19 protein-coding genes and 1 other RNA gene are annotated in these 22,817 nt (G+C 68.3%); 10 read left to right on the top strand and 10 right to left on the bottom strand.

Translation table 11 applies throughout. The features are described 5' to 3' along the window. Positions 1 to 70: 70 nt before the first annotated feature. Positions 71 to 471, top strand: an RNA gene (rnpB, locus tag A5773_RS17800) — RNase P RNA component class A. Between the two features lie 6 nt (positions 472 to 477). On the opposite strand, the gene A5773_RS17795 is transcribed toward rnpB, so the two are convergent. The 3 genes from A5773_RS17795 to panB form a co-directional block, all read right to left on the bottom strand. Next, complete coding sequence (locus A5773_RS17795) at positions 478 to 2,010, bottom strand: CYTH and CHAD domain-containing protein (protein ID WP_067264952.1); 1,533 nt, start codon at positions 2,008 to 2,010, stop codon at positions 478 to 480. A 130-nt stretch (positions 2,011 to 2,140) separates the two neighbouring features. Then, positions 2,141 to 3,328, bottom strand: coding sequence for a 1,4-beta-xylanase (locus tag A5773_RS17790; protein WP_082948293.1), 1,188 nt, complete (start codon positions 3,326 to 3,328; stop codon positions 2,141 to 2,143). A gap of 154 nt (positions 3,329 to 3,482) precedes the next feature. After that, complete coding sequence (panB, locus tag A5773_RS17785) at positions 3,483 to 4,328, bottom strand: 3-methyl-2-oxobutanoate hydroxymethyltransferase (RefSeq protein ID WP_066951816.1); 846 nt, start codon at positions 4,326 to 4,328, stop codon at positions 3,483 to 3,485. Between the two features lie 131 nt (positions 4,329 to 4,459). On the opposite strand from panB, the gene A5773_RS17780 reads away from it, so the two are divergent. The 8 genes from A5773_RS17780 to A5773_RS17745 all read left to right on the top strand — a co-directional run bounded on the left by A5773_RS17780 (position 4,460) and on the right by A5773_RS17745 (position 15,760). After that, a complete protein-coding gene (locus A5773_RS17780) occupies positions 4,460 to 5,854 on the top strand; it encodes a wax ester/triacylglycerol synthase family O-acyltransferase (RefSeq protein WP_067791842.1) in 1,395 nt (464 codons plus the stop codon). Positions 5,855 to 5,910: 56 nt separating this feature from the next. Then, a complete protein-coding gene (locus A5773_RS17775; protein WP_066951698.1) occupies positions 5,911 to 7,467 on the top strand; it encodes an alpha/beta hydrolase in 1,557 nt (518 codons plus the stop codon). Between the two features lie 99 nt (positions 7,468 to 7,566). Beyond that, positions 7,567 to 9,129: an alpha/beta hydrolase gene (locus tag A5773_RS17770; RefSeq protein ID WP_156659404.1), complete on the top strand. Its 1,563-nt coding sequence runs from the start codon at positions 7,567 to 7,569 to the stop codon at positions 9,127 to 9,129. 91 nt (positions 9,130 to 9,220) lie between these two features. Beyond that, entirely contained in the window at positions 9,221 to 10,558 is a 1,338-nt protein-coding gene (locus A5773_RS17765) for a glutamine synthetase family protein (RefSeq protein WP_066951717.1), read from the top strand. 64 nt (positions 10,559 to 10,622) lie between these two features. Further along, the gene (locus A5773_RS17760; protein WP_067791838.1) at positions 10,623 to 13,607 is read left to right on the top strand and encodes a bifunctional [glutamine synthetase] adenylyltransferase/[glutamine synthetase]-adenylyl-L-tyrosine phosphorylase; all 2,985 of its coding nucleotides are present in this window, start codon (positions 10,623 to 10,625) and stop codon (positions 13,605 to 13,607) included. Then, positions 13,604 to 14,248: a PaaI family thioesterase gene (locus A5773_RS17755; protein WP_066951742.1), complete on the top strand. Its 645-nt coding sequence runs from the start codon at positions 13,604 to 13,606 to the stop codon at positions 14,246 to 14,248. The genes A5773_RS17760 and A5773_RS17755 overlap by 4 nt, the downstream gene beginning before the upstream one ends. Beyond that, positions 14,245 to 15,105: a TIGR03619 family F420-dependent LLM class oxidoreductase gene (locus tag A5773_RS17750; protein ID WP_066951744.1), complete on the top strand. Its 861-nt coding sequence runs from the start codon at positions 14,245 to 14,247 to the stop codon at positions 15,103 to 15,105. The genes A5773_RS17755 and A5773_RS17750 overlap by 4 nt, the downstream gene beginning before the upstream one ends. Positions 15,106 to 15,226: 121 nt before the next feature. Further along, entirely contained in the window at positions 15,227 to 15,760 is a 534-nt protein-coding gene (locus tag A5773_RS17745; RefSeq protein WP_066951818.1) for a GNAT family N-acetyltransferase, read from the top strand. Between the two features lie 4 nt (positions 15,761 to 15,764). Here A5773_RS17745 and A5773_RS26115 read toward each other — a convergent pair whose 3' ends face one another. Both A5773_RS26115 and glnA read right to left on the bottom strand, forming a co-directional pair. Continuing rightward, positions 15,765 to 15,923, bottom strand: a complete 159-nt coding sequence (locus A5773_RS26115; RefSeq protein ID WP_156659406.1) for a hypothetical protein — start codon at positions 15,921 to 15,923, stop codon at positions 15,765 to 15,767. Between the two features lie 163 nt (positions 15,924 to 16,086). Then, on the bottom strand, positions 16,087 to 17,523 hold the full coding sequence (gene glnA / locus A5773_RS17740) for a type I glutamate--ammonia ligase (protein WP_066951746.1): 1,437 nt from the start codon (positions 17,521 to 17,523) through the stop codon (positions 16,087 to 16,089). 244 nt (positions 17,524 to 17,767) lie between these two features. On the opposite strand from glnA, the gene A5773_RS17735 reads away from it, so the two are divergent. After that, positions 17,768 to 18,190 carry an RDD family protein gene (locus A5773_RS17735; protein WP_066951748.1) on the top strand — a complete coding sequence of 141 codons (423 nt, stop codon included), beginning with the start codon at positions 17,768 to 17,770 and terminating at the stop codon, positions 18,188 to 18,190. Positions 18,191 to 18,237: 47 nt separating this feature from the next. On the opposite strand, the gene A5773_RS17730 is transcribed toward A5773_RS17735, so the two are convergent. The 5 genes from A5773_RS17730 to sucB all read right to left on the bottom strand — a co-directional run. Beyond that, entirely contained in the window at positions 18,238 to 18,990 is a 753-nt protein-coding gene (locus tag A5773_RS17730) for a DUF4191 domain-containing protein (protein WP_066951750.1), read from the bottom strand. Between the two features lie 48 nt (positions 18,991 to 19,038). Further along, positions 19,039 to 19,962 (bottom strand): lipoyl synthase, encoded by a 924-nt coding sequence (gene lipA / locus A5773_RS17725; RefSeq protein ID WP_066951753.1) that lies wholly within the window; start codon positions 19,960 to 19,962, stop codon positions 19,039 to 19,041. After that, a complete protein-coding gene (lipB, locus tag A5773_RS17720) occupies positions 19,959 to 20,657 on the bottom strand; it encodes a lipoyl(octanoyl) transferase LipB (protein ID WP_066951755.1) in 699 nt (232 codons plus the stop codon). The genes lipA and lipB overlap by 4 nt, the downstream gene beginning before the upstream one ends. Positions 20,658 to 20,762: 105 nt before the next feature. Beyond that, positions 20,763 to 21,674, bottom strand: a complete 912-nt coding sequence (locus tag A5773_RS17715) for a TIGR01777 family oxidoreductase (RefSeq protein WP_066951758.1) — start codon at positions 21,672 to 21,674, stop codon at positions 20,763 to 20,765. Positions 21,675 to 21,688: 14 nt separating this feature from the next. After that, on the bottom strand, positions 21,689 to 22,817 hold a 1,129-nt coding region (gene sucB, locus A5773_RS17710), incomplete at its 5' end, for a 2-oxoglutarate dehydrogenase, E2 component, dihydrolipoamide succinyltransferase (RefSeq protein WP_067791835.1).

Raw genomic sequence — 22,817 nt, 5'->3', positions numbered from 1 at the left:
TCCACGATAGAGCCGAGCCGATAGTTGCTGGCCCCGGCATCACGAAGGTAGTACCGTGAATCGTCGCGGACGAGTTGGCCGGGCGGCCGCGGACCGTCGCAAGGCGGTTCGAGGAAAGTCCGGACTTCACAGAGCAGGGTGATTGCTAACGGCAATCCGAGGTGACTCGCGGGACAGTGCCACAGAAAACAGACCGCCACCCTCGCGGTGGTAAGGGTGAAACGGTGCGGTAAGAGCGCACCAGCATCCCGGGTGACCGGGGTGGCTAGGCAAACCCCACCCGAAGCAAGGCCAAGAAGGCCGCACCGAAAGGTGCGGCCGCGCAGGCGTCCAAGGGTTGCTCGCCCGAGCCTGCGGGTAGGCCGCTCGAGGCACCCGGCGACGGTGTGCCCAGATGGATGGTCGCCGCTGTGCGTCTCCGGCTGCCGGAGGTGCGCAGAACAGAATCCGGCTTACAGGCCAACTCGTCCGCCCCGCTCAGTGCCGGGCCTTGCGCACCGCCTTGGCGAGTTTGCGCAGGGCGTCGTCGAGCTGCTGTTCGCACCGCTCGGCCAAGTCGGCCTCCTGCTGGTACAGCAGGCCGTAGGTGAAGGTGTCCTCGCCGGCGGTGTGCGCGGCTTCGGATTCGTGTCGCAGGTGTTCGCGGCTGACCACGCTGTCCTGGTGGTCACCGAGCAGCGACTGGACGGCCTTCGACTGCTCGGAAACCTTGTCCTCGCCGGTGGCCGCCGCGGTGTAGCGAAGTCGCTTGGCCCGCTTGCGGATCCGGTGCACTGCCTCGTCGCGCTGATGCTGGTCGTCCGGGTGGTCCCGGTAAACCTGGGCGGCGGCCTTGGCGGCCTTGCGGACCTTCTTGTAGGCGGCGTCGATGGTGACCGGCGCGTGTTCCTCGTCCGAGGCGCTGCCCGGCGGTTGGACCGCTATCGCGTCGAGGGCGTCGAGCAGGCGGAAATAGCGCTGCGAACGCATGGCCATCAAGGACCGGCGCAGCCCGGTCTGGTAACGGCGCTGGGCGCCCCCGACCAGCCGCTCGTGCACCGGCCCGCGCACCAAATCCGGTGTCAGCCTGTCCAATTGACGCTCGTAACGTTCCGCGAGGACCTCGGCGTCGCGCGCGATGCCGAGGATGCCGGCCAGCTCGCGCAGCTCGTCGAGAACCCAGCCGTCGTCGGGCAATCCGAACGATTCCTGGTAGTCGCGCAGCAGGCTGCGCAGCTTGCGGGTGGTGACACGCATCTGGTGAATGGAATCGAAGGCATCGGCCCGCACGGCGCGATCCCACACCAACAGTTCGCGAATCTGCTCGGCCACCGCGCGCTGCAAAGGGTGCTCGGCGGGCTGCGCGCTGTCAGGCTGTGGCGTGGTGCCGAGTACGCGTGCCAACTTGGAGGCATGACCGGCGGGTGCGGCGCCGGCGTCGAGCAGCCGATTACCCAAGCGGTTCAACAGCTCGGTGTCCGGGGCCCCGTTCTTCTCGGCAAGTTCGAGCTCCCATTCGCGCCACTCCTGCTGCGTGGGCTCCAGGTCGGCGTCCTCGGACGTACGGGCCGACCACGCGGTGACGTGGTCATTGCTGAACTCCGCCAGCGGCGCGCCGTCGGCGGAGTACAACACCTGGCTTTCGCGTTGCGTGGTGATCCGCGCGACCGGTACGAGGGGGCTGTCGCGAACGATCGCCAGCACGACGTCCACCAACTCCTCCGGCACGGTGTCGGTGTCCGACGCGTCCAGCGGCACCCGGACCTCGGTGCGGGCCTCGGGACCGGTCGGCAGCTTGAGATGCCACCCGGCATCCGAGCCGCCCGTACGGCGGCGCAAGGTGATCTTGTTGCGGGCGAGGTCTTGTGCCGGGGTGTCGAAGTACGTCGCGTCCAATGTCTGGGTCGGTGGCTTGTCGACGTGCGCCACGGCGGCGATGCCTTCGAACGAAGGTGACACGGTGGATTCGCCAACGTCGAACTTGCGCTCCACCTCTCGATGGCGCGAAGCTTGCGGCGCTTTTGCAGGCATGTTCGGCTCCGTTGCGGCGCGTCGCCGCGGCCTTGAACGTCGTGGACGGTGGTGCTGGGCTCTCATAGCCTGCCATACCGCGGTGAGGCGGATGGCGGCGATGGCCCGCGGGTTGTTGCCCGCCTCGGCGCTACGGCGGTGGCGGCGGGGGATCTTCGCGGAGATGCATCGCCAGGCCGCCCACCTCGCGGATCGTCTGAATCTCGGGATCGCGGAACGGCCGCCCGTCGGGCGCGAGCAGGTCGTGAAACCATTCAGCCGGCATAGCTGGGTTGGGGTGTTCCCATGAGTCCCAGGGGAAGAAGGTCTGCGTTTTCCCGGCGACCAGGCCCCAGTTGAATGCGCCGACGTTGTAGCGCTTCGCGATGGGCAGCACACCCTGGACCGTGCTGCCCAAGGGCCGGGCCATGTATTCGGTGCACAGGATCGGTCGCCCCATGGGTGTGAGCTCGGCGATCCGGCTCTCGAACTTCGCGGGCGGGTCATAGGAATGGAAGGTGATCACGTCGGAGTTGTCCAGCTGAATGCCGCTGATCGCGCTGCGGCGGCCGGGGTCCGCCCACTCGCCGTCCCAGACGGCGCTCGTCAGCGGTTGGCATGGATCGACCGAACGGGCCCAGCCGAACACCTGCGGCAGCAGGTCGGCGACCAGATCCAGCTTGTCGGGCCGCTCGACCGAGCGGTAGTACTTCGACGGATTGTCGGGTTCGTTCCACAGATCCCAGCCCAAAACGCGCTCGTCGGTGCGGAACTGAGCCAGCACCCCGGTGACGTAGTCGCGCAGCGTCGGGATGTAGGTATGCTCCCCGAGGCGTTGCGCGCCCGGGCTCTGCACCCAGCCCGAATTGTGCACGCCGGGCGTCGGCGCGCGCTGCGGACCGGATTGGGGGTGAGGATCCCAACAGGAGTCGAACAAGACGAACAGCGGCTTGATGTCGTGGCGCGCCGCGATGTCGACGAACTGGGCGAGGCGGACTTGGAACTCCCGAGGGCCCTGCTCCCACAGCAGATCGTGCAGGAAGACGCGCACGGCGTTGAGCCCGCTGGCGCGGGCCCAGCCCAGTTCGGTGTCGATCCGCCGGGGATCGAACGTATCGGCCTGAAACATCTCCAGCTGGTTGATGGCGTTCGAGGTGATGTAGTTCACCCCAACCGGCCATTGCTGCGTCTGATACCACCGGTTGGCGCGCTCGGGCGACCAGCGGCTTGCCTGCGGCGAGGTGCCAGGCGCGGGTTCCGCGGCCGCGCGAGGTGCTCGGGTCAGTGCAGCCCCTCCTGCCAGTAGCAGCGGAAGCTTAAGCACCGTTCGACGGTGCACGAAGTCACCGCAAATTCCCCGGTCGATGTGTTCACCCTTGCTCTCGGAGTAGAGAATTTGTCCAAGAGCAATCGTACCCGCCTGCCACACAAGGATTTTCGGTAATTGACAGGATCGGGGGGTTGCGGTGGGCGGAAACCCCTGGTGGCGTCCGTCAGAAGCAGTGCTCGTCGGCCGGGAAGGCTCCCTCGGCCACTTCTTGCGCATATTGCGTTGCGGCCCGGCGCAATTCCCCGCCGATGTCGGCGAACCGCTTGACGAAGCGGGCGGCCTTGCCGCTGCTGACGCCGGCCATGTCCTGCCACACCAGGACCTGGCCGTCGCAGTTCGGGCCGGCTCCGATGCCGATGGTCGGGATGGTCAGCTTGCCGGTGATCTGGGTGGCCAGGTCGGCCGGCACCATCTCCATGACGACGGAGAAGGCCCCGGCTTCGGCGACGGCGATCGCGTCGGCGACGGTCTGTTCCGCGGCGTCGCCGCGGCCCTGGACACGGAAGCCGCCCAAGCTGTTCACGCTCTGCGGCGTGAACCCGATGTGCGCCATCACGGGGATGCCGGCCGCGGTCAGGCAGGCGATCTGCTCGGCGACCCGCTCGCCACCCTCAAGCTTGACGGCGTGTGCGCCGCCCTCCTTCATGAATCGGGTGGCCGACGTCAGGGCCGCGGCCGGTCCCGCCTCGTAGCTGCCGAACGGCAGGTCCGCGACGACCAGTGCGTGGCGGGCGCCCCGCACGACCCCGCGCACCAGCGGGATCATCTCGTCGATCGAGACGGGCACCGTGGTGTCGTAGCCGTACACGACGTTGGCGGCCGAGTCGCCGACCAGCAGGACCGGAATGCCCGCCTCGTCGAAAATGCGGGCGGTCGAATAGTCATAGGCCGTGAGCATGGCCCACTTGTGCCCTTCGGCCTTCATCTTCTGCAGGTGGTGCGTGCGAATTTTGGTGAGCGGCTGCGCGTGCTCGGACGTGCCTGCACCGTAAACGTTTTGCTCAGACATCATTGTCCCTATAGGTGGTCGGTTCGATCCTCGTGGCCGGATAAGGTCCCCGGGTTCGTCTGACGGTGCCATTCTGCCATTTCTTCTGCGCGGTTGCACCGCCACTGTGATGTGAGACATACCATGCTCGGATGCAGCGGCTCAGCGGACTCGACGCCAGCTTCCTCTACCTGGAGACCTCGTCGCAGCCCATGCACGTGTGCTCGATCATGGAGTTGGACACCTCGACGATGCCCGGCGGCTACACCTTCGACCGGCTGCGCGACGCGTTGTCACTGCGCATCAAAGCGATCCCGGAGTTCCGCGAGAAGCTGGCCGACAACCTGCTGAATCTCGATCATCCGGTCTGGGTGGACGACGAGAACTTCGAGCTCGACCGTCATCTGCACCGGATCGCGCTACCCGCGCCGGGTGGCCGCGCCGAGCTCGCCGAGATCTGCGGGCATATCGCGGAGTCGCCGTTGGACCGGCGCCGGCCGCTGTGGGAGATGTGGGTTGTCGAGGGCGTGGCGGGCACCGATTGCCATCGTGACGGGAGGCTGGCGGTGATGACCAAGGTGCATCACGCCGGAGTCGACGGCGTGACCGGCGCCAACCTGATGTCACAGCTTTGCGGCACCGAGCCCGACGCCCCGCCCCCGGACCCGGCCCGCGGGGTGGGCGGGGCCAGTGGGTGGCAGATCGCCGCGGGCGGGCTCGTCCGATTCGCCGCCCGGCCGCTGCAGCTGGCCAATGTGGTGCCCGACACCGTCTCCTCGGTGGTCGCCACGCTGCGGCGGGCGCGCGAGGGCCAAGCGATGGCGCGACCGTTCGCCGCGCCGGCCACCGCATTCAACGCCCGGATCACCGACCGCCGAAACATCGCCTACGCCGAATTGAATCTCGACGACATCAAAGCGGTTAAGAATCGATTCGACGGCGTCAAAGTCAACGACGTGGTGATGGCATTGGTGTCCGCTGTGCTGCGCCAATACCTGGCCGACCGAAACGCTTTGCCGGACTCGCCGTTGGTGGCGTCGGTGCCGGTTTCCGTGCACGGAAAATCCGACCGGCCCGGCCGCAACCAGGTGTCGGCGATGTTCTCCAGCCTGCATACCGAAATCGCGGATCCGGTGGAGCGCCTGAAGGTCATCGCCCATGCGAATTCGGTTGCCAAGGAACACAGTTCCGCCATCGGCGCGTCGCTGTTACAGGATTGGACACAGTTCGCCGCGCCGGCGGTTTTCGGTATCGCGATGCGGCTCTATGCCAGGACGCGGTTCACCGACACCATGCCGGTGCACAACCTGGTGGTGTCCAATGTGCCGGGTCCGCAGGTGCCGCTGTACATGCTGGGCTGCGAGGTCAAGGCGATGTATCCGCTGGGGCCGATCTTCCACGGGTCGGGACTCAACATCACCGCGATGTCGCTGCGGGGCAAGTTGGACGTCGGGCTGCTCTCATGCCCCGATCTGTTGCCGGACTTGTGGGAGATGGCCGACGAGTTCGCGGTGGCGATGGAGGAGTTGCTCGCGGCCACCCGATAGCCGGCGGTGGTGCCGCTCATGAGGATCTCAGGTTTCCTCTGGCAGCATATGTTGGCATGGGTCTGTCTCGCCGCGACAAGATTGCGCGCACGCTGCTGGTTTCGACAACGGTCGCGGCCGTGGCGCTCCTTCTCGCGGGCTGCGTGCGCGTCGTCGGCGGCCGCGCCCTGCTGGCGGAGCCGAAGCTCGGACAGGCGGTGGAGTGGACACCCTGTCGGACGGCGAACCCGAAGGTCAAGATTCCCGCCGGAGCGCTGTGCGGCAAGCTGGCGGTGCCCGTCGACTACGACCACCTCGACGGTGACGTGGCGACGCTGGCGATGATTCGCTTCCCCGCCACCGGGGACAAGATCGGCTCGCTGGTGATCAACCCCGGCGGTCCCGGCGAGTCAGGTATGGAGGCCGCGCTGGGTGTCGTTCAGTCGCTGCCGAAACGCGTCCGCGAACGGTTCGATCTGGTGGGCTTCGACCCCCGTGGAGTGGGGTCGTCGCGGCCGTCCATCTGGTGCAATTCCGACGCCGACAACGACCGGCTGCGCACGGAGCCGAACGTCGACTACAGCCCGGCCGGCGTGGCCCACATCGAGGACGAAACCAAGGACTTCGTCGGCCGCTGCGTCGGCAAGATGGGCAAGAACTTTCTGGCCAACGTCGGCACGGTCAACGTGGCCAGAGACCTGGACGCGATCCGCGCGGCGCTGGGCGACGACAAGCTGACCTACCTCGGCTACTCCTACGGCACCCGGATCGGCTCCGCCTACGCCGAGGCCTACCCCGACAAAGTGCGGGCGATGATCCTCGACGGCGCCGTCGACCCCAACGCCGACCCCATCGAAGCAGACCTGCGTCAGGCCAAGGGTTTTCAGGACGCGTTCAACGACTTCGCCACCGATTGCGCGAAGCAATCCAGCTGCCCGCTGGGGACCGACCCGGCCAAGGCCGTCGACGTCTACCACAGCCTGGTCGACCCGTTGGTCGACCCCAACAACCCGATGGTCGGCAGGCCCGTCCCCACCAACGACCCGCGCGGACTGAGCTATAGCGACGCCATCGTCGGCACGATCATGGCGCTGTACTCGCCGACGTTGTGGCACCACCTGACCGACGGACTGGGCGAACTGGTCAACCACCGCGGCGACACCCTGCTCGCCCTTGCCGACATGTACATGCGTCGCGACGCGCACGGTCACTACACCAACGCCACCGACGCGCGGGTGGCGATCAACTGCGTCGACCAGCCGCCAATCACCGACCGCGCCAAGGTGATTGACGAGGACCGTCGCTCGCGGGAGATCGCGCCGTTCATGAGCTACGGCACTTTTACCGGTGACGCCCCGCTGGGCACCTGCGCGTTCTGGCCGGTGCCGCCGACGAGCAAGCCGCACACCATCTCCGCGCCCGGCCTGGCGCCGACCGTGGTGGTGTCGACCACCCATGATCCGGCGACCCCTTACAAGGCCGGCGTCGACCTGGCCAACCAGCTGCGCAGTTCGCTGCTGACCTACGACGGAACCCAGCACACGGTGGTGTTCCAGGGCGACGGTTGCGTCGACAACTACGTCACGGCGTATCTGGTCGGCGGCGCCACGCCGCCCAGCGGCGCGAAGTGCTAGTGCGCGTGGAGGTCTGACGCGCCCGCACGCTCGGACGGCCGCCAGACGAGACCAAGGCGTAACCGTTTCGCGCCACTTCGGGTACCCGGGGCTGACACGATGACTGCCATGTCGCGCCTGAGATCATTGAGCTCGGCGCTGCTGTCATTCGGGCTGTTGGTCGGGCAATCGGCGGTGGGACTGCCGGTGGCCGGCGCCACCCCGGAACCCGGTGCGGGGCAGACCCCCGCCCCGAAGCCGGCGGTCGCGACGCCGCAGCCGTGGGGGAGTTGCGGTCAATTCGCCACGGATACAAGCGAACTCCCCACCGCGCAATGCACCACCGTCGCCGTCCCGGTCGACTACGACAACCCGGGAGCCGGCCAAGCGAACCTGGCGGTGATCCGGGTGCCGGCGACCGGCCAACGGATCGGCGCGCTGCTGGTCAACCCGGGCGGTCCCGGCGGGTCCGCCGTGGACATGGTGACCGCAATGGCCCCGGATCTGGAGGGCACGCCGATCAGGCAGCACTTCGACCTGGTCGGCTTCGACCCGCGGGGAGTGGGCCACTCGACCCCGGCGCTGCGCTGCCGCTCGGACGCCGAGTTCGACGCCTACCGGCGCGAGCCGCTGGTCGACTACAGCCAGGCCGGCGTGGCCCACATCGAACAGCTCTATCAGCAGTTGGCCCAGCAGTGCGCTTCCCGGATGGGAAACGGGTTCCTGGCCAACGTCGGCACCGCGTCCGTGGCGCGCGACATGGACATGGTCCGTCAGGCGCTCGGCGATGATCAGATCAGCTACCTCGGTTACAGCTACGGCACCGAGTTGGGCACGGCCTACCTGGAGAAGTTCGGTGCCCACGTCCGGACGATGGTGCTCGACGGCGCGATCGACCCGACCGTCGGACCGGTCGACGAAAACGTTCAGCAGATGGCGGGATTCCAAACCGCTTTCAACGACTACGCCGCCGACTGCGCCCGCTCGGCGGGCTGCCCGTTGGGCACCGACCCCACCCAATTCATCAACCGTTACCACGCGCTGGTCGACCCGTTGGTCGCCAAGCCAGGCCGCACGTCGGACCCGCGCGGCCTGAGCTACGCCGACGCCACCACCGGCACCATCAACGCGCTTTACACCCCGGCGCACTGGAAGTACCTGACCAGCGGCCTGCTCGGGCTGCAGCGCGGCACCGACGCGGGCGACCTGTTGCTGCTCGCCGACGACTACGAGGGCCGGGACCGCAGCGGGCACTACACCAACGATCAGGACGCCTTCAACGCGATCCGGTGCGTCGACGCGCCCACCCCGCGGGATTCGGCGAGCTGGGTTTCCGCCGATCAGCGCATCCGCCAGGCCGCCCCCTTCCTCAGCTACGGGCCGTTCACCGGCAACGCGCCTCGCGATCTGTGCGCGCTGTGGCCGGTCCCGGCGACATCGACGCCGCACGCCGCGTCGCCCGCGGCGTCGGGCAAGGTCGTCGTGGTCTCCACCACGCACGACCCGGCCACCCCATATCAGGCCGGGGTGAACCTGGCGCGCCAGTTGGGCGGCCCGTTGATCACCTACGACGGCACGCAGCACACCGCGGTGTTCAACGGCGATCAGTGTGTGGACGCAGCGGTCACGCGTTATCTCGTCGCGGGCACGTTGCCGCCCGCGTCCTACCGCTGCAAGTCGTGACCGCACTGAGCAGCCTGTTTGCAATGTTCGCAATTGTTGTGATCGCGCGTCGGTAACACAGAATTAACAGCTGTTGCCTACTGTTTCGGTTATGGATCGCCAGAAGGAATTCGTCCTCCGCACCCTGGAGGAACGGGATATCCGCTTTGTTCGGCTGTGGTTCACCGATGTGCTCGGTTTCCTCAAGTCGGTTGCCATCGCCCCGGCCGAACTCGAAGGCGCCTTCGAGGAGGGGATCGGCTTCGACGGCTCCTCGATCGAGGGCTTCTCGCGGGTCTCCGAATCCGACACCGTGGCCAATCCGGACCCGTCGACCTTCCAGGTGCTGCCGTGGGCTTCCGGCGGCCACCACCACTCGGCGCGGATGTTCTGCGACATCACCATGCCGGACGGCTCGCCGTCCTGGGCCGACCCGCGGCACGTGCTGCGCCGCCAGCTACAGAAGGCCAACGACCTCGGATTCTCCTGCTACGTCCACCCCGAGATCGAGTTCTTCCTGCTCAAGCCGGGCCCGGACGACGGGTCGGTGCCCGTCCCGGTCGACAACGCCGGCTACTTCGACCAGGCGGTGCACGACTCCGCCTCGAACTTCCGCCGCCACGCGATCGAGTCGCTGGAATTCATGGGCATCTCGGTGGAGTTCAGCCACCACGAAGGCGCGCCCGGCCAGCAGGAGATCGACCTGCGATTCGCCGACGCGCTGTCGATGGCCGACAACGTGATGACGTTCCGCTACGTCATCAAGGAGGTCGCGATCGAGAACGGCGCCCGGGCGTCCTTCATGCCCAAGCCGTTCGGGCAGCACCCCGGCTCGGCGATGCACACCCACATGAGCCTGTTCGAGGGTGACGTCAACGCCTTCCACAGCCCCGACGACCCGCTGCAGCTCTCCGACGTGGGCAAGTCCTTCATCGCCGGCATCCTCGAGCACGCCTCCGAGATCAGCGCGGTCACCAACCAATGGGTCAACTCCTACAAGCGGCTGGTGCAGGGTGGTGAGGCGCCCACTGCGGCGTCGTGGGGGGCGGCCAACCGGTCGGCGCTGGTGCGGGTGCCGATGTACACCCCGCACAAGACGTCGTCGCGCCGCATCGAGGTGCGCAGTCCCGACTCGGCCTGCAACCCGTACCTGACGTTCGCCGTGCTGCTGGCCGCCGGACTGCGCGGGGTGGAGAAGGGCTACGTGCTGGGGCCGCAGGCCGAGGACAACGTGTGGGACCTGACGCCCGAGGAGCGGATCGCGATGGGCTACCGCGAGCTGCCGACCAGCCTGGACAGCGCGCTGCGCGCCATGGAGTCCTCCGAGCTGGTCGCGGAAACTTTGGGAGAGCACGTTTTTGACTTCTTCCTGCGCAACAAGCGCACGGAGTGGGCGAACTACCGCAGCCATGTCACGCAGTACGAGCTGAGCACCTATCTGTCGCTGTAGCCCGCGTCACCGTTAACAGGGCGTCCGCCTTAACCCTGCAACGCAGGGCGGTTGCGATACCGTCGTGGGCGTGACCAAACCCGCGACGCAGCGCCCCCGGCTGCCCAGCGTGGGCCGGCTTGGCCTGGTCGATCCTTCCGCGGGCGATCGCCTGGCGCAGCTGGGTTGGTACGACCACGACGACCAGGCCCACGTCGACCTGCTGTGGGCACTGTCGCGCGCGCCCGACCCCGACGCCGCGCTGCGCGCCCTGATCCGGCTGGCGGAGAATCCCGACACCGACTGGGACGAGCTCAACGCCGCGCTGCTCGCCGAACGGCCCTTGCGCGGGCGGCTGTTCGCGGTGCTCGGCGCGTCGCTGGCCCTCGGGGACCACCTGGTCGTGCATCCCGAGTCATGGAAACTGTTGCGGGGCAAGGCCAAACTGTCCACGCGCGACGAGCTGCGGGCGGCGTTCACCGACTGTGTCGACCGGGCGTCGGATGCGCCGGGTTCGGTTGTGACGCGCCTGCAGACGCTTTACCGCGACCAGCTGCTGGTGCTGGCCGCGCTCGACCTGGCCGCGACGGTGGAAGACGAGCCGGTGCTGCCGTTCACCGTGGTGGGTGCCCAGCTGTCGGACTTGGCGGACGCCGCGCTGGCCGCCGCGCTTCGGGCCGCCGAGGCCGGCGTGTGCGGCGACCGCCAGGCCCCACGGCTGGCCGTCATCGCGATGGGCAAATGCGGTGCCCGCGAACTGAACTACGTCAGCGACGTCGACGTCATTTTCGTCGGTGAGCGCGCCGACGCGCTCACCACCCGGCTGGCCGGCGAGATGATGCGGATCGCATCGGAGGCCTTCTTCCAGGTCGATGCCGGGCTGCGGCCGGCGGGCCGCAGCGGCGAGCTGGTCCGCACCGTCGAATCGCACATCGCCTATTACCAGCGCTGGGCGAAGACCTGGGAATTCCAGGCGCTGTTGAAAGCCCGCGCGGCCGTGGGCGATCAGGAGCTCGCCGAGCGCTACCTGACCGCGTTGATGCCGATGGTGTGGGTCGCCTGCGAGCGCGAGGACTTCGTCGGTGAGGTGCAGGCCATGCGCCGTCGGGTCGAGCAGCTGGTGCCCGCCGACGTGCGTGGGCGTGAGATCAAACTCGGCAGCGGCGGCCTGCGGGACGTTGAGTTCGCGGTGCAGCTGCTGCAGCTGGTGCACGGCCGCAGCGACGAGTCGCTGCACGTCGCGTCCACGGTGGCCGCGCTCGACGCGTTGGGTCAGGGCGGCTACATCGGCCGCGAGGACGCAGCGAACCTGACCGCCTCCTACGAATTCCTCCGGCTCCTCGAGCACCGCCTGCAGCTGCAGCGGCTCAAACGCACCCACCTGCTGCCCGAGGCCGAGGACGAGGAGGCGGTGCGCTGGCTGGCCCGCGCCGCGCATATCCGGCCCGACGGACGGCACGACGCCGCGGGCGTGCTGCGCGAGGAGCTGCGGCACCAGAACCTGCGGGTTTCGCAGCTGCACGCCAAGCTCTTCTACCAGCCGCTGCTGGAATCGATCGGCCCGACCGGCCTGGAGATCGGGCACGGCATGACGTCGGAGGCCGCCGAACGGCAGCTCGCCGCGCTCGGCTACGAGGGACCGCAGACGGCGTTGAAGCACATGTCGGCGCTGGTAAACCAGAGCGGCCGGCGCGGTCGCGTCCAGTCGGTGTTGCTGCCCCGACTGCTGAACTGGATGTCGTACGCCCCCGACCCCGACGGCGGGCTGCTGGCCTACCGCCGCCTGTCCGAGGCGCTCGCCGCCGAGAACTGGTACCTGGCCACCCTGCGTGACAAGCCCGCGGTCGCCAGGCGGCTCATGCACGTGCTCGGCACCTCCGCCTACGTGCCGGACCTGTTGATGCGCGCGCCCCGGGTGATCGAGGACTACAGCGACGGCGTGGCCGGCCCCAAGCTGCTCGAAACGGATCCCGCCGCGGTGGCCAGGGCGCTGGTCGCCTCGGCCAGCCGACACCCCGACGCGGTGCGCGCGATCGCGGCCGCCCGCACGCTGCGCCGCCGCGAACTGGCCCGCATCGGCTCGGCCGATCTGCTCGGCTTCCTCGAGGTCACCGAGGTGTGCCGGGGGCTTACCTCGGTGTGGGTGGCCGTGCTGCAGGCCGCGCTGGACGCGATCATGCGTGCCAACCTCCCCAAGGACGGCAAGGCGCCGGCGGTTATCGCGGTGATCGGTATGGGCAGGCTGGGCGGCATGGAGCTGGGCTACGGGTCCGATGCCGACGTGATGTTCGTGTGCGAGGCGGCGGCCGGCGTCGAGGACTCGGTGGCGATCCGGTGGTCGACGACGGTCGCCGAGCAGGTTCGCACGCTGCTGGGCACGCCCAGCGTCGATCCGCCGCTGGAGGTCGACATCAACCTGCGGCCCGAGGGCCGCCAGGGTCCCTTGGTGCGCACGCTGGGTTCCTACGCCGCCTACTACCAGCAGTGGGCGCAGCCGTGGGAGGTTCAGGCCCTGCTGCGGGCGCACGCGGTCGCCGGCGACGCGGACCTGGGTGAGCGGTTCTTGTTGATGGCCGACGAGACGCGCTACCCGCCCGCCGGGGTGTCCGCCGAGGCGGTGCGGGAGATCCGCCGCATCAAGGCCCGCGTCGAGTCCGAACGGTTGCCGCGCGGCGCCGACCCCAACACGCACACCAAGCTGGGCCGCGGGGGACTGGCCGACATCGAATGGACCGTGCAGCTGATGCAGCTGCGGCACGCGCACCAGATTCCCGCCCTGCACAACACCTCGACGCTGGCGTGCCTGGACGCGATCGCCGCGGCCGACCTGGTGCCCGCCGAGGAGGTCGATCTGCTGCGGCAGGCGTGGCTGACCGCCACCCGGGCCCGCAACGCGCTGGTGCTGGTGCGCGGCAAGCCGACCGATCAGCTGCCGGGACCGGGACGCCAGCTCAACGCTGTCGCGGTGGCCGCGGGCTGGCCGACCGACGAGGGCGGGGAGTTCCTGGACAACTATCTGCGGGTGACGCGGCGGGCGAAAGCGGTGGTACGGAAGGTGTTTGGCAGTTGAGTCAGGAGGCCGGCGCGTTGGACGCCATATTCGAGGTGCTCGACGCGGCGGAGGCGCAGCGAGTGACAGCGCTCTACGCCCCGTTGGCCGACGCCGTGCGCGACCTAGTCGACGCCACCATCCGGACCGAGGTGGACGACGACGTCGTCGCCCAGGCGCGGTCGGCGATCGAGGCCGTCACAGCGTCGTTGCGGCAACGGACCCGGCCGGTCGGGGTGACTTACCGCGTCGACGGCCGCCCGCTGCCGCTGGGCAACGCCGCGATCGGCGTGTGCAACCCGATCGCGCCGCCGATCGTCGTCCACCACGACGGCGGCGGGCGCTGCTGGAGCGAGTTCGTCCTCGGTTCGGCCTACGAGGGGCCACCGAAACTGGTGCACGGTGGCGTCAGCGCCCTGGTGCTCGACCACATGCTCGGCGAGGCGGCCAGCGAGGGGCTGTCCAAGGCGCGCTTCACCGGAACGATCACCGTGAAGTACCTGCGCGGCACCCCGCTCGGGCCGCTGCGCTGCGAGGCGTGGGTCGACGGCAAGGAGGGCCGCAAAGTCTTTGCCCGCGGCACGATTTCGGACGCCGCGGGGGTCACCGTCGAGGCCGAGGGCGTCTTCATCGAGCCGGCGTGGGCCCGGGAAGCCGAATGAAGTTCTACGTCAGCAGTGCCTTCCTGAACACCCGGGAGATCATCGAACTCGCCAAGGCGGCCGACGAACTCGGCTACGACGGCATCGGGATTCCCGATCACGTCGTCAACCTGGAAACGCTGGACACCCCGTACCCGTACACCAAGGACGGGCAACGGCGTTGGCAGCCGTTCACCGACTGGCCCGACCCGTGGGTCCTCATCGGCGCGCTGGCCCAGGTCACCACGCGCCTGCGGTTCGTCAACACCGTCTACATCCCCGCGATGCGCAACCCCTATTCGGCCGCCAAAGCGATTGGCACCGCGGCGCTTTTGGCGTCGGGCCGGGTCGAGCTCGGCATCGGCGTCGGCTGGTGCCGCGAGGAATTCGCATTGATGGGCGAGCGGTTCGAAGCCCGCGGGAAACGGACCGACGAGATCATCGACCTGATGCGCGCGCTGTGGCGGCCGGGCTGGACGGAGTTCGAGGGCGCGTTCTATCGCAACCCGCGGCTGGAAATGGAGCCGACGCCGCCGCCGATACCGGTGTACGTCGGCGGGCTCAGCGACATCGCGCTGCGCCGTGCCGCGCGCAACGATGGCTGGATCGGCGATCTGATCAAGACCGAACGCGCCATCGAGGCGGTGGGCCGGCTGCGGGAGTTGCGTGCCGAAAACGGTTTGTCGATGGACGATTTCACCATCCTGACACCGCTGACCGACGCCTTCACCACCGCCGACTACCAACGCGCCGCCGCCGCCGGCATCACGGGCATCATCACCATGCCGTGGATGTTCTACGCGGGACCGGACGCGTCGTTGGCCGACAAGATCGACGGCATGCAGCGCTTTCGCAAGGACCTGGCGCTCGACGGCTAGTTCTCGGGTTCGCGGCCGCGACAGATACCCTACGGCGAAGACACGCCGCAGACCTTCGCCATAGTTTATGTTTCGCGAGCTTGCCGGCGAAAGCCCTTGCAAGCCTGGAAGGATGCCGGGCATGCCAGGAAAAGTGGGCCGGCTGCGTCCGGCGTCCGCAGAGGATGCCGCGGCATGCCTTGCGATCTATCGCCCGTATGTCGAGGAAACGACGGTCAGCTGGGAGATCGAAGTCCCGAGCGCCGGCGAGATGGCGGCCCGCATTCGAGACGCCTACGAGTGGCTCATCCTGGAACGCGACGCTCGGGCCATCGGATTCGCCTACGGCCACGCGCTACTGCGCCTGCCCAGCTTCCAATGGTCGGTCGAGACCGGCATCTACGTCGACCTCGACCATCACCGCACCGGCGGCGGCCGACAGCTGTACACGCGGTTGCTCCGCCGGCTCACGGAGCGCGGCTATCGGAGAGCCTTCGCCGGCATCACCCAACCGAACGAGGCCAGCAACGGATTTCACCGATCGTTCGGGTTCCAGGACGCCGGCCTATATCGGCGCGTGGAATGGAAACACGGCCGCTGGCACGACGTCGCGTGGATGCAACTCGACCTGGGCGGCACGGCCGACGCCGACGAGCCGCCCAGCCCGATCGTGTGATTGGTTAGCGGCCGCCGCCGGCACCGCCACCGACGAAGCCGCCGCCGGCACCGCCACCGACGAAGCCGCCGCCGGCTCCGCCACCGAACCGTCCGCCGCCGGCGCCTCCGCCGATGCGGCCTCGGCCGTGCCCAACCATTACCTGTGCGGTGCTGATAGTCATGGTCCAGAAGCTAACGCCGAATCCGTTGCCGCCGCAAGACTTCGAATCTGAACTTTCCGCCACATGCTCGGTATGGGCCACAAAAGCGAAGGGTCCACCCGCTCGCTGAACTGATCGCGGAGCGGGTGGACCCTTCTGGGAGCTACTGCGGACGGACGTCGACTTAGACGTCGTAGTACAGCGCGAACTCGTACGGGTGCGGCCGGATCTGCACCGGCAGGATCTCGTTCTCGCGCTTGAAGCTGATCCACGTCTCGATCAGGTCGGGCGTGAAAACGCCGCCCTCAGTGAGGTATTCGTGGTCCTCTTCCAGCCGGTCGATCACCGCGGACAGTTGGGTGGGCGCCTGCGGGATGTTGGCGGCCTCCTCCGGCGGCAATTCGTACAGGTCCTTGTCCACCGGGGCCTGCGGTTCGATCTTGTTCTTGATGCCGTCGAGCCCGGCCATCAGCATCGCCGAGAACGCTAGGTACGGGTTGCCCGACGAGTCGGGGCAACGGAACTCGAGCCGCTTGGCCTTCGGGTTGCTGCCGGTGATCGGGATGCGGACACAGGCCGAGCGGTTGCGCTGGCTGTAGACCAGGTTGATCGGCGCCTCGTAACCCGGGACCAGTCGCTTGTAGGAGTTGACGGTCGGGTTGGTGAAGGCCAGCAGCGACGGGGCGTGGTGCAACAGGCCGCCGATGTAGTGCCGCGCGGTGTCCGACAGGCCGGCGTAACCGGTCTCGTCGTACATCAGCGGGCTGCCGTCCTTCCACAGCGACTGGTGGGTGTGCATGCCGGAGCCGTTGTCGCCGAACAGCGGCTTGGGCATGAACGTGACGGTCTTGCCGTTCTGCCATGCCGTGTTCTTGACGATGTACTTGTACAACTGCATGTCGTCGGCGGCGTGCAGCAGCGTGTTGAACTTGTAGTTGATCTCGGCCTGCCCACCGGTGCCCACCTCGTGGTGGCCCTTCTCCAGGCTGAAGCCGGCCTTGATCAGATTCGACAGCATGTCGGCGCGCAGGTCGACGTAGTGGTCGACGGGTGCGACCGGGAAGTACCCACCCTTGGGGCGGACCTTGTAACCGCGGTTGGGAGTGCCGTCGTTCTCGGTCGGCTCGCCGGTGTTCCACCACCCCGAGATCGCGTCGACCTCGTAGAAGGACCCGTTGGTGCGCGAGTCGAAGCTCACCGAGTCGAAGATGTAGAACTCGGCCTCGGCGCCGAAGTACGCGGTGTCCGCGACGCCGGTGCTGATCAGGTAGTTCTCCGCCTTGCGGGCGATGTTGCGCGGGTCGCGCGAGTAGGGCTCGAGGGTGAACGGGTCGTGCACGAAGAAGTTCAGGTTCAGCGTCTTGTGCGCGGTGAACAGGTCGATCTGCGCCGTCGCGGGGTCGGGCAGGAGCAGCATGTCGGATTCATGGATGGACTGGAATCCGCGAATCGACGAACCGTCGAAGGCCAGGCCGTCCTCGAAGACGCTCTCATCGAAAAACGAAACCGGAATCGTGAAGTGCTGCATGATGCCTGGCAAGTCACAGAACCGGACGTCGACATACTCGACGTTCTCGTCCTTGACGAGTTTGAAGACGTCGTCGGGCGTCGTTTCCGTCACAGAAATGCTCCTTTACTTGGTGAGATCCGCGGCCTGACGCTATGGAGCAGATGTTGCCCGCCAGTCAACCCCGTGTTGCGCGCACGTTACGCGACCCATGTCATCCACAAAAGAGCGGCATCGGCGGCGGGTTCTATTGTGGGGCCATGGATCGCAAGATCGTATCTGCTCCGGCCCCCGAGCGCAGCGTTCGCTTACGGGCCCGGGCCGTGCAGGTCAGGCAGCCGAACCCGGGTTTCGGCCGATGACGTCGGAATCGCGATCCGCATACCCCGGCGAGAAGCTGGGCCTGCCGGAAACCGGACCGGGGTCCCTGGCCCCGATGGGCCGTCGGCTGGGCGCGTTGATGGTCGACTGGCTGATCTCCTACGGCCTGGCCGCGCTGGCCCTGCGCTTCGGTGTTTTCTCCGAACACACGTTGGCGACGGCGGTGCTGGCCATCTGGTTCGTGCTCGGCGTGGTCTCGGTGCGGCTGTTCGGCTTCACGCCCGGGCAGTTGGTGCTGGGCCTGCGGGTGGTGACGGTCGACCGGCAGGCGGCGGTCGGCATCGGCCGCGCGGTGATACGGGGCGTGCTGGTGGGAACTGTCGTCCCGGCGTTGTTCACCGACTGGGACGGCCGGGGGCTGCAGGATCGGCTGACCGCAACGGCGGTCGTGCGGCGCTGACCATTAGCGGCGACCCGCCGCGCTTGCGATCGCCGCTGACTTAAGGGCTACTTGCGGCGCACGGTGCGCTGCACGCCGCGCATCTTGCCGGCGTTGGGGAGCGGCCCCTTCGGCAGGACGGCGGCGCCGGCCCGCGTCCCCAGCGCGGCCAACCGCGACTCCAGTGTGTCCATCTGCTTGGCGGTGATGTTGGCCGGCAGGCGGTTGAGGTGGCGCTCCAGCTTGGACAGCGGAACCTCGTCGTCCCCGTTGCCGACGATGATGTCGTAGATCGGCACGTCGCCGATGAGCCGCGCGGTGCGCTTCTTCTCCTGGGCCAGCAGCGGCCGGACCCGGGCCGACGACCCTTCCCCGACCAAGATGACGCCGGGCCGGCCGATGACCCGGTGCACCGCGTCGAGGTGGCCGGTCGCGGCCACCCCCGGCGTCACCCGCCACTTGCCGCGCAAATTGTCCAAAGCCCATGCGGCCGCACCGGTTTGGCCCTCGGCCTTGCTGTAGACGCTCTTCTGGGCGCGGCGGCCGAAGATGATGAAGGTGACCAGCCCGCCCAGCAGCACGCCGAACGGGATCAGCGTGAACATCGTCAGCCCGCCGGCCCACACGCCGACCGCCACGGAGATTGCCACGATCAGCACGAAGGCGCCGATCATGTAGGGCAGCAGCCGCTTGTCCTCCTGACGCTGCAGGTTGAACGCCTGCCACAGCTGGGCGCGCCGCTCCTTCGCGGCGGCCTTACGCGCGGCTTGCGCCTGCGCGCGGGCGGCCTTGTTCTCAGCGGCGGTGCGGGGTTTAGCCATAGTCAAAGAATACGTACCGCCGCCGCTGACTGGCGCGGCGCTACATGTTCAGCTGCGGGTGCGCGCGGCTTGCTCGTAGAGCCGGCCCGCCCGGTAGGACGACCGCACCAGCGGGCCGGCCAGCACCCCGGCGAAGCCCAGCCCCTCGGCGTGCTGGGCGAACTCGACGAACTCGTCGGGATGCACCCAGCGTTCGACCGGATGGTGCCGCGTCGACGGCCGCAGGTACTGGGTGATGGTGACGATGTCGCAGCCGGCGCCCCGCAGGTCGGCCAGGGCGGTGCGCACCTCGTCGGCGGTTTCGCCCAGCCCGAGGATGAGATTGCTCTTGGTGACCAGCCCGGCGCCGCGCGCCGCGGTGATGACGTCGAGGCTGCGCTGGTAGGTGAAGGCGGGCCGGATCCGCTTGAAGATGCGGGGCACGGTTTCGACGTTGTGCGCCAACACTTCTGGGCGTGATTCGAACACCTCGGCCAGCCGGGCGGGCTCACCGTTGAAGTCGGGGATCAACAGTTCGACGCCGGTCGACGGGTTGAGTTCCTTGATGGCGCGCACCGTCTCGGCGTAGAGCCAGGCCCCGCCGTCGGGCAGGTCGTCGCGGGCCACCCCGGTGATGGTGGCGTAACGCAGTCCCATGCTGCGCACGCTGTCGGCGACGCGCCTCGGCTCGTCGCGGTCCAGGGCGGCGGGCTTTCCGGTATCGATCTGGCAGAAGTCGCAGCGCCGGGTGCACTGGTCACCACCGATCAGGAAGGTGGCTTCCCGGTCCTCCCAGCACTCGAAGATGTTGGGGCAGCCGGCCTCTTCGCAGACCGTGTGCAGCCCCTCGCGGCGGACCAGGCCCTTCAACTGAGTGTATTCGGGCCCCATCCGTGCCCGAACCTTGATCCACGGCGGCTTGCGTTCGATCGGGGTTTGCGCGTTGCGGACCTCGAGGCGCAACAATTTGCGGCCTTCGGGTGCGACAGTCACATGCCTGATGCTACGCGCGTACCCGGGTGTTCTTGGACCGGTAGGGCGCCGTCGAGGGCGGCGCAGACGGCGGCGGCGACGGCCGCGCGGACGTCGTCGACGACCACCGGACGTCCCAGCTCTTCGGCCAACGACGTCACGCCGGCGTCGCTGATGCCACAGGGCACGATCGTGCCGAACGCGCCGAGGTCGCAGTCGCAGTTGAGCGCGAACCCGTGCAGGGTGGTCGCGCGCGACACCCGGACGCCGATGGCTGCCACCTTGCGGTCGGGCCGGCCGGCGCCGCCGGGCACCCAGACCCCGGAGCGGCCATGCACCCGACCGGTCTCCAAGCCCAGATCGCCGCACACCTTGATCAACGCCTCCTCGAGGCGCCGCACGTAATTCACCACGTCGAGCGGTTCAGCTAGGCCGATGATCGGATACCCGACCAGTTGCCCCGGGCCGTGCCAGGTGATCTTGCCGCCGCGGTCGGTGTCGACGACGGGGGTGCCGTTGACCGGCCGTTCGTGCGGCTCGGTGCGCCGCCCCGCGGTGTAGACGGGTGGGTGCTCCAGCAGCAATAGGGTGTCGCTGCCGCCGGCGACCCTGGCGTCGGCCAGCTCGCGCTGCAGCTGCCAGGCGGTGCGGTAGTCGACAGTTCCGAGCTGGCGAACGTCGATCGCGGCCGGGCTGGACCGGATGGAATCGATCACGTTCGCGACGGTACTCGCCGGACAACCACCCCGCGACGCGGTGTCACGCTGGCGTGACGTTGGGCGGCGTCGGCCACGCCTGCGTGAGACTCGCCGGCGTAGTGGCTAGTCCTGGTCGCGCCGCGCGGTGGCGTAGCCGAGGGCCTCGCCAATCGTGTTGTGGTGGAACTGGAAACCGGCCCGCTCCAGCGCGGACGGAATGGCACGCTGGCCGATCAGCACGCCCTCGTCGGCGAACTCACCGAGCGCGGCGCGCACCGCGAAACCGGGCATCATCAGCGGCGTCGGCCGGTTGACCGCCCGACCGAACGCGGTGGTGAACTCGGCATTGGTCACCGGCGCGGGCCCGGTCATGTTGACCGGGCCGGACAGCGCGGTGTTGGAGATCGCGAACAGCAGCGCCCGCACCTCGTCCTCCAGGGTGATCCAGGACATGTATTGACGGCCGCTGCCCAACCGGGCCCCGAGGCCGGTCCGGAACAACGGCCGCAACCGCCCCAACGCGCCGCCCGCGGGCGAGAACACCAGCCCGGTGCGGGCGAGCACCACCCTTGCGCCACCGTATTGCGCCGGCAGCGTGGCGGCCTCCCAGTCTTCGCATAGCTGGGCCAGGAAACCCTTTCCCGCCCGGTCGTTTTCGTCGACCACGCGGTCCTTGGTGTTCCCGTAGTAGCCCACGGCGCTGGCGTTGACCAGCGTTCCCACCCCGGCCTCGGCGACGGCATGCGCCAAGACTTCGGTGGGAGCGATGCGGCTGTCCCGCAGGCCCTGCTTGAAGGCGCCCGACCAGCGACGCTGGCCGACGTTGACACCGCATAGGTTGACGACGGCATCGACGTCGCTGATCGCGTCGACGTCGATCTCGCCGCTCTCGGGATTCCAGTGCAATTCATCGGAATTCGACGGCGCCCGCCTCACGATGCGCAACACCCGGTGGTCGGCCGCACGCAGCGCCGCGGTGAGAGCGGATCCGATCAGTCCGGACGAACCCGCTATCGCGATGACGAGCTTGACCACCCTTCGCCCGCCCCCTAAAGACCCAAGTCGGCCTCGAACGCTCCCTCTTCGAGCCGGTTCTTGATCGTGGTGAGGAAGCGTCCGGCATCGGCGCCGTCGATGAGCCGATGGTCATAGGTGAGCGGGAGATAGCAGATGGAGCGGACGCCGATGGACTCGTTGCCGAATTCGTCGACGATCACCCGGGGCCGCTTCACGATGGCCCCGGTGCCCAGCATGGCGGCCTGCGGCGGAACCAGGATGGGGGTGTCGAACAACGCGCCCTGACTGCCGATGTTGGTGATGGTGAAGGTCCCGCCGGACAGTTCGTCGGGTTTGAGGTCACCCGAGCGGGCGCGCGCCGCGATGTCGGCGATGGCCCGGGCCAGTCCGGCCAGCGAGAGGTCGCCGGCGTTGTGGATGACGGGGGAGAGCAGGCCCTGTTCGGTGTCGACGGCGAAGCCGAGATGCTCGGCGTCGTAGTAGGTGATCTCCTTGGTCTGCTCGTTGTAGCTCGCGTTGATGTTCGGGTGGACCTTCAACGCGTCGATCACCGCCCTGGCGATGAACGGCAGGAACGTCAGGTTCACCCCTTCGCGTTCGGCGAACGCGGATTTCGCCCTGGCCCGCAACCCAACGATCCTGGTCATGTCGACCTCGTGGGTCTGGGTGAGCTGCGCCGTGGCCTGCAGCGATTCCCGAGTTTTGTTCGCCGTGAGCTGTCGGATCCGGCTGGCCTTCTGCGTGGTGCCACGCAGGTGCGCCAGCGCCGGCGCAGGGGAGGGGGCAGCCGCCGGAGCCGCCTTGCCGTCCGCGGCCGGCGCGGTGGCGGGTGCCTGCGCCGGCGCGGGCGCCTTCTGGGCCTGTTGTTTCTTTTCCGCCGCGGCGAGCACGTCTTGCTTGCGGATGCGGCCGCCGACGCCGGTGCCGGTGATCTCGCCGAGGTCGATGTTGTGCTCGGTGGCCAGTTTGCGCACCAGCGGGGTCACGTACGGCGCGCCGTTCGGACTCGAGCCACTGGGCTGGACCGCCGGTTGCGCCTGCGCCGGTTGGGCTTTCGGCGCCGGCTCGGGCTGCGAAACCGGCTGCGGTTCGGGCTTCGCCTCGGCCTTGGGTGGTTCGGGTGCCGGCTCGGGCTTGGGTTCCGGTTTGGGGGCGGGCGGC

The sequence above is a fragment of the Mycobacterium sp. 852014-52450_SCH5900713 genome (assembly GCF_001667075.1).
Classification (GTDB): Bacteria; Actinomycetota; Actinomycetes; order Mycobacteriales; family Mycobacteriaceae; genus Mycobacterium.
The sequence above is the reverse complement of the archived record's forward strand: the minus strand, read 5'-3'. Positions and strand labels throughout refer to the sequence as shown.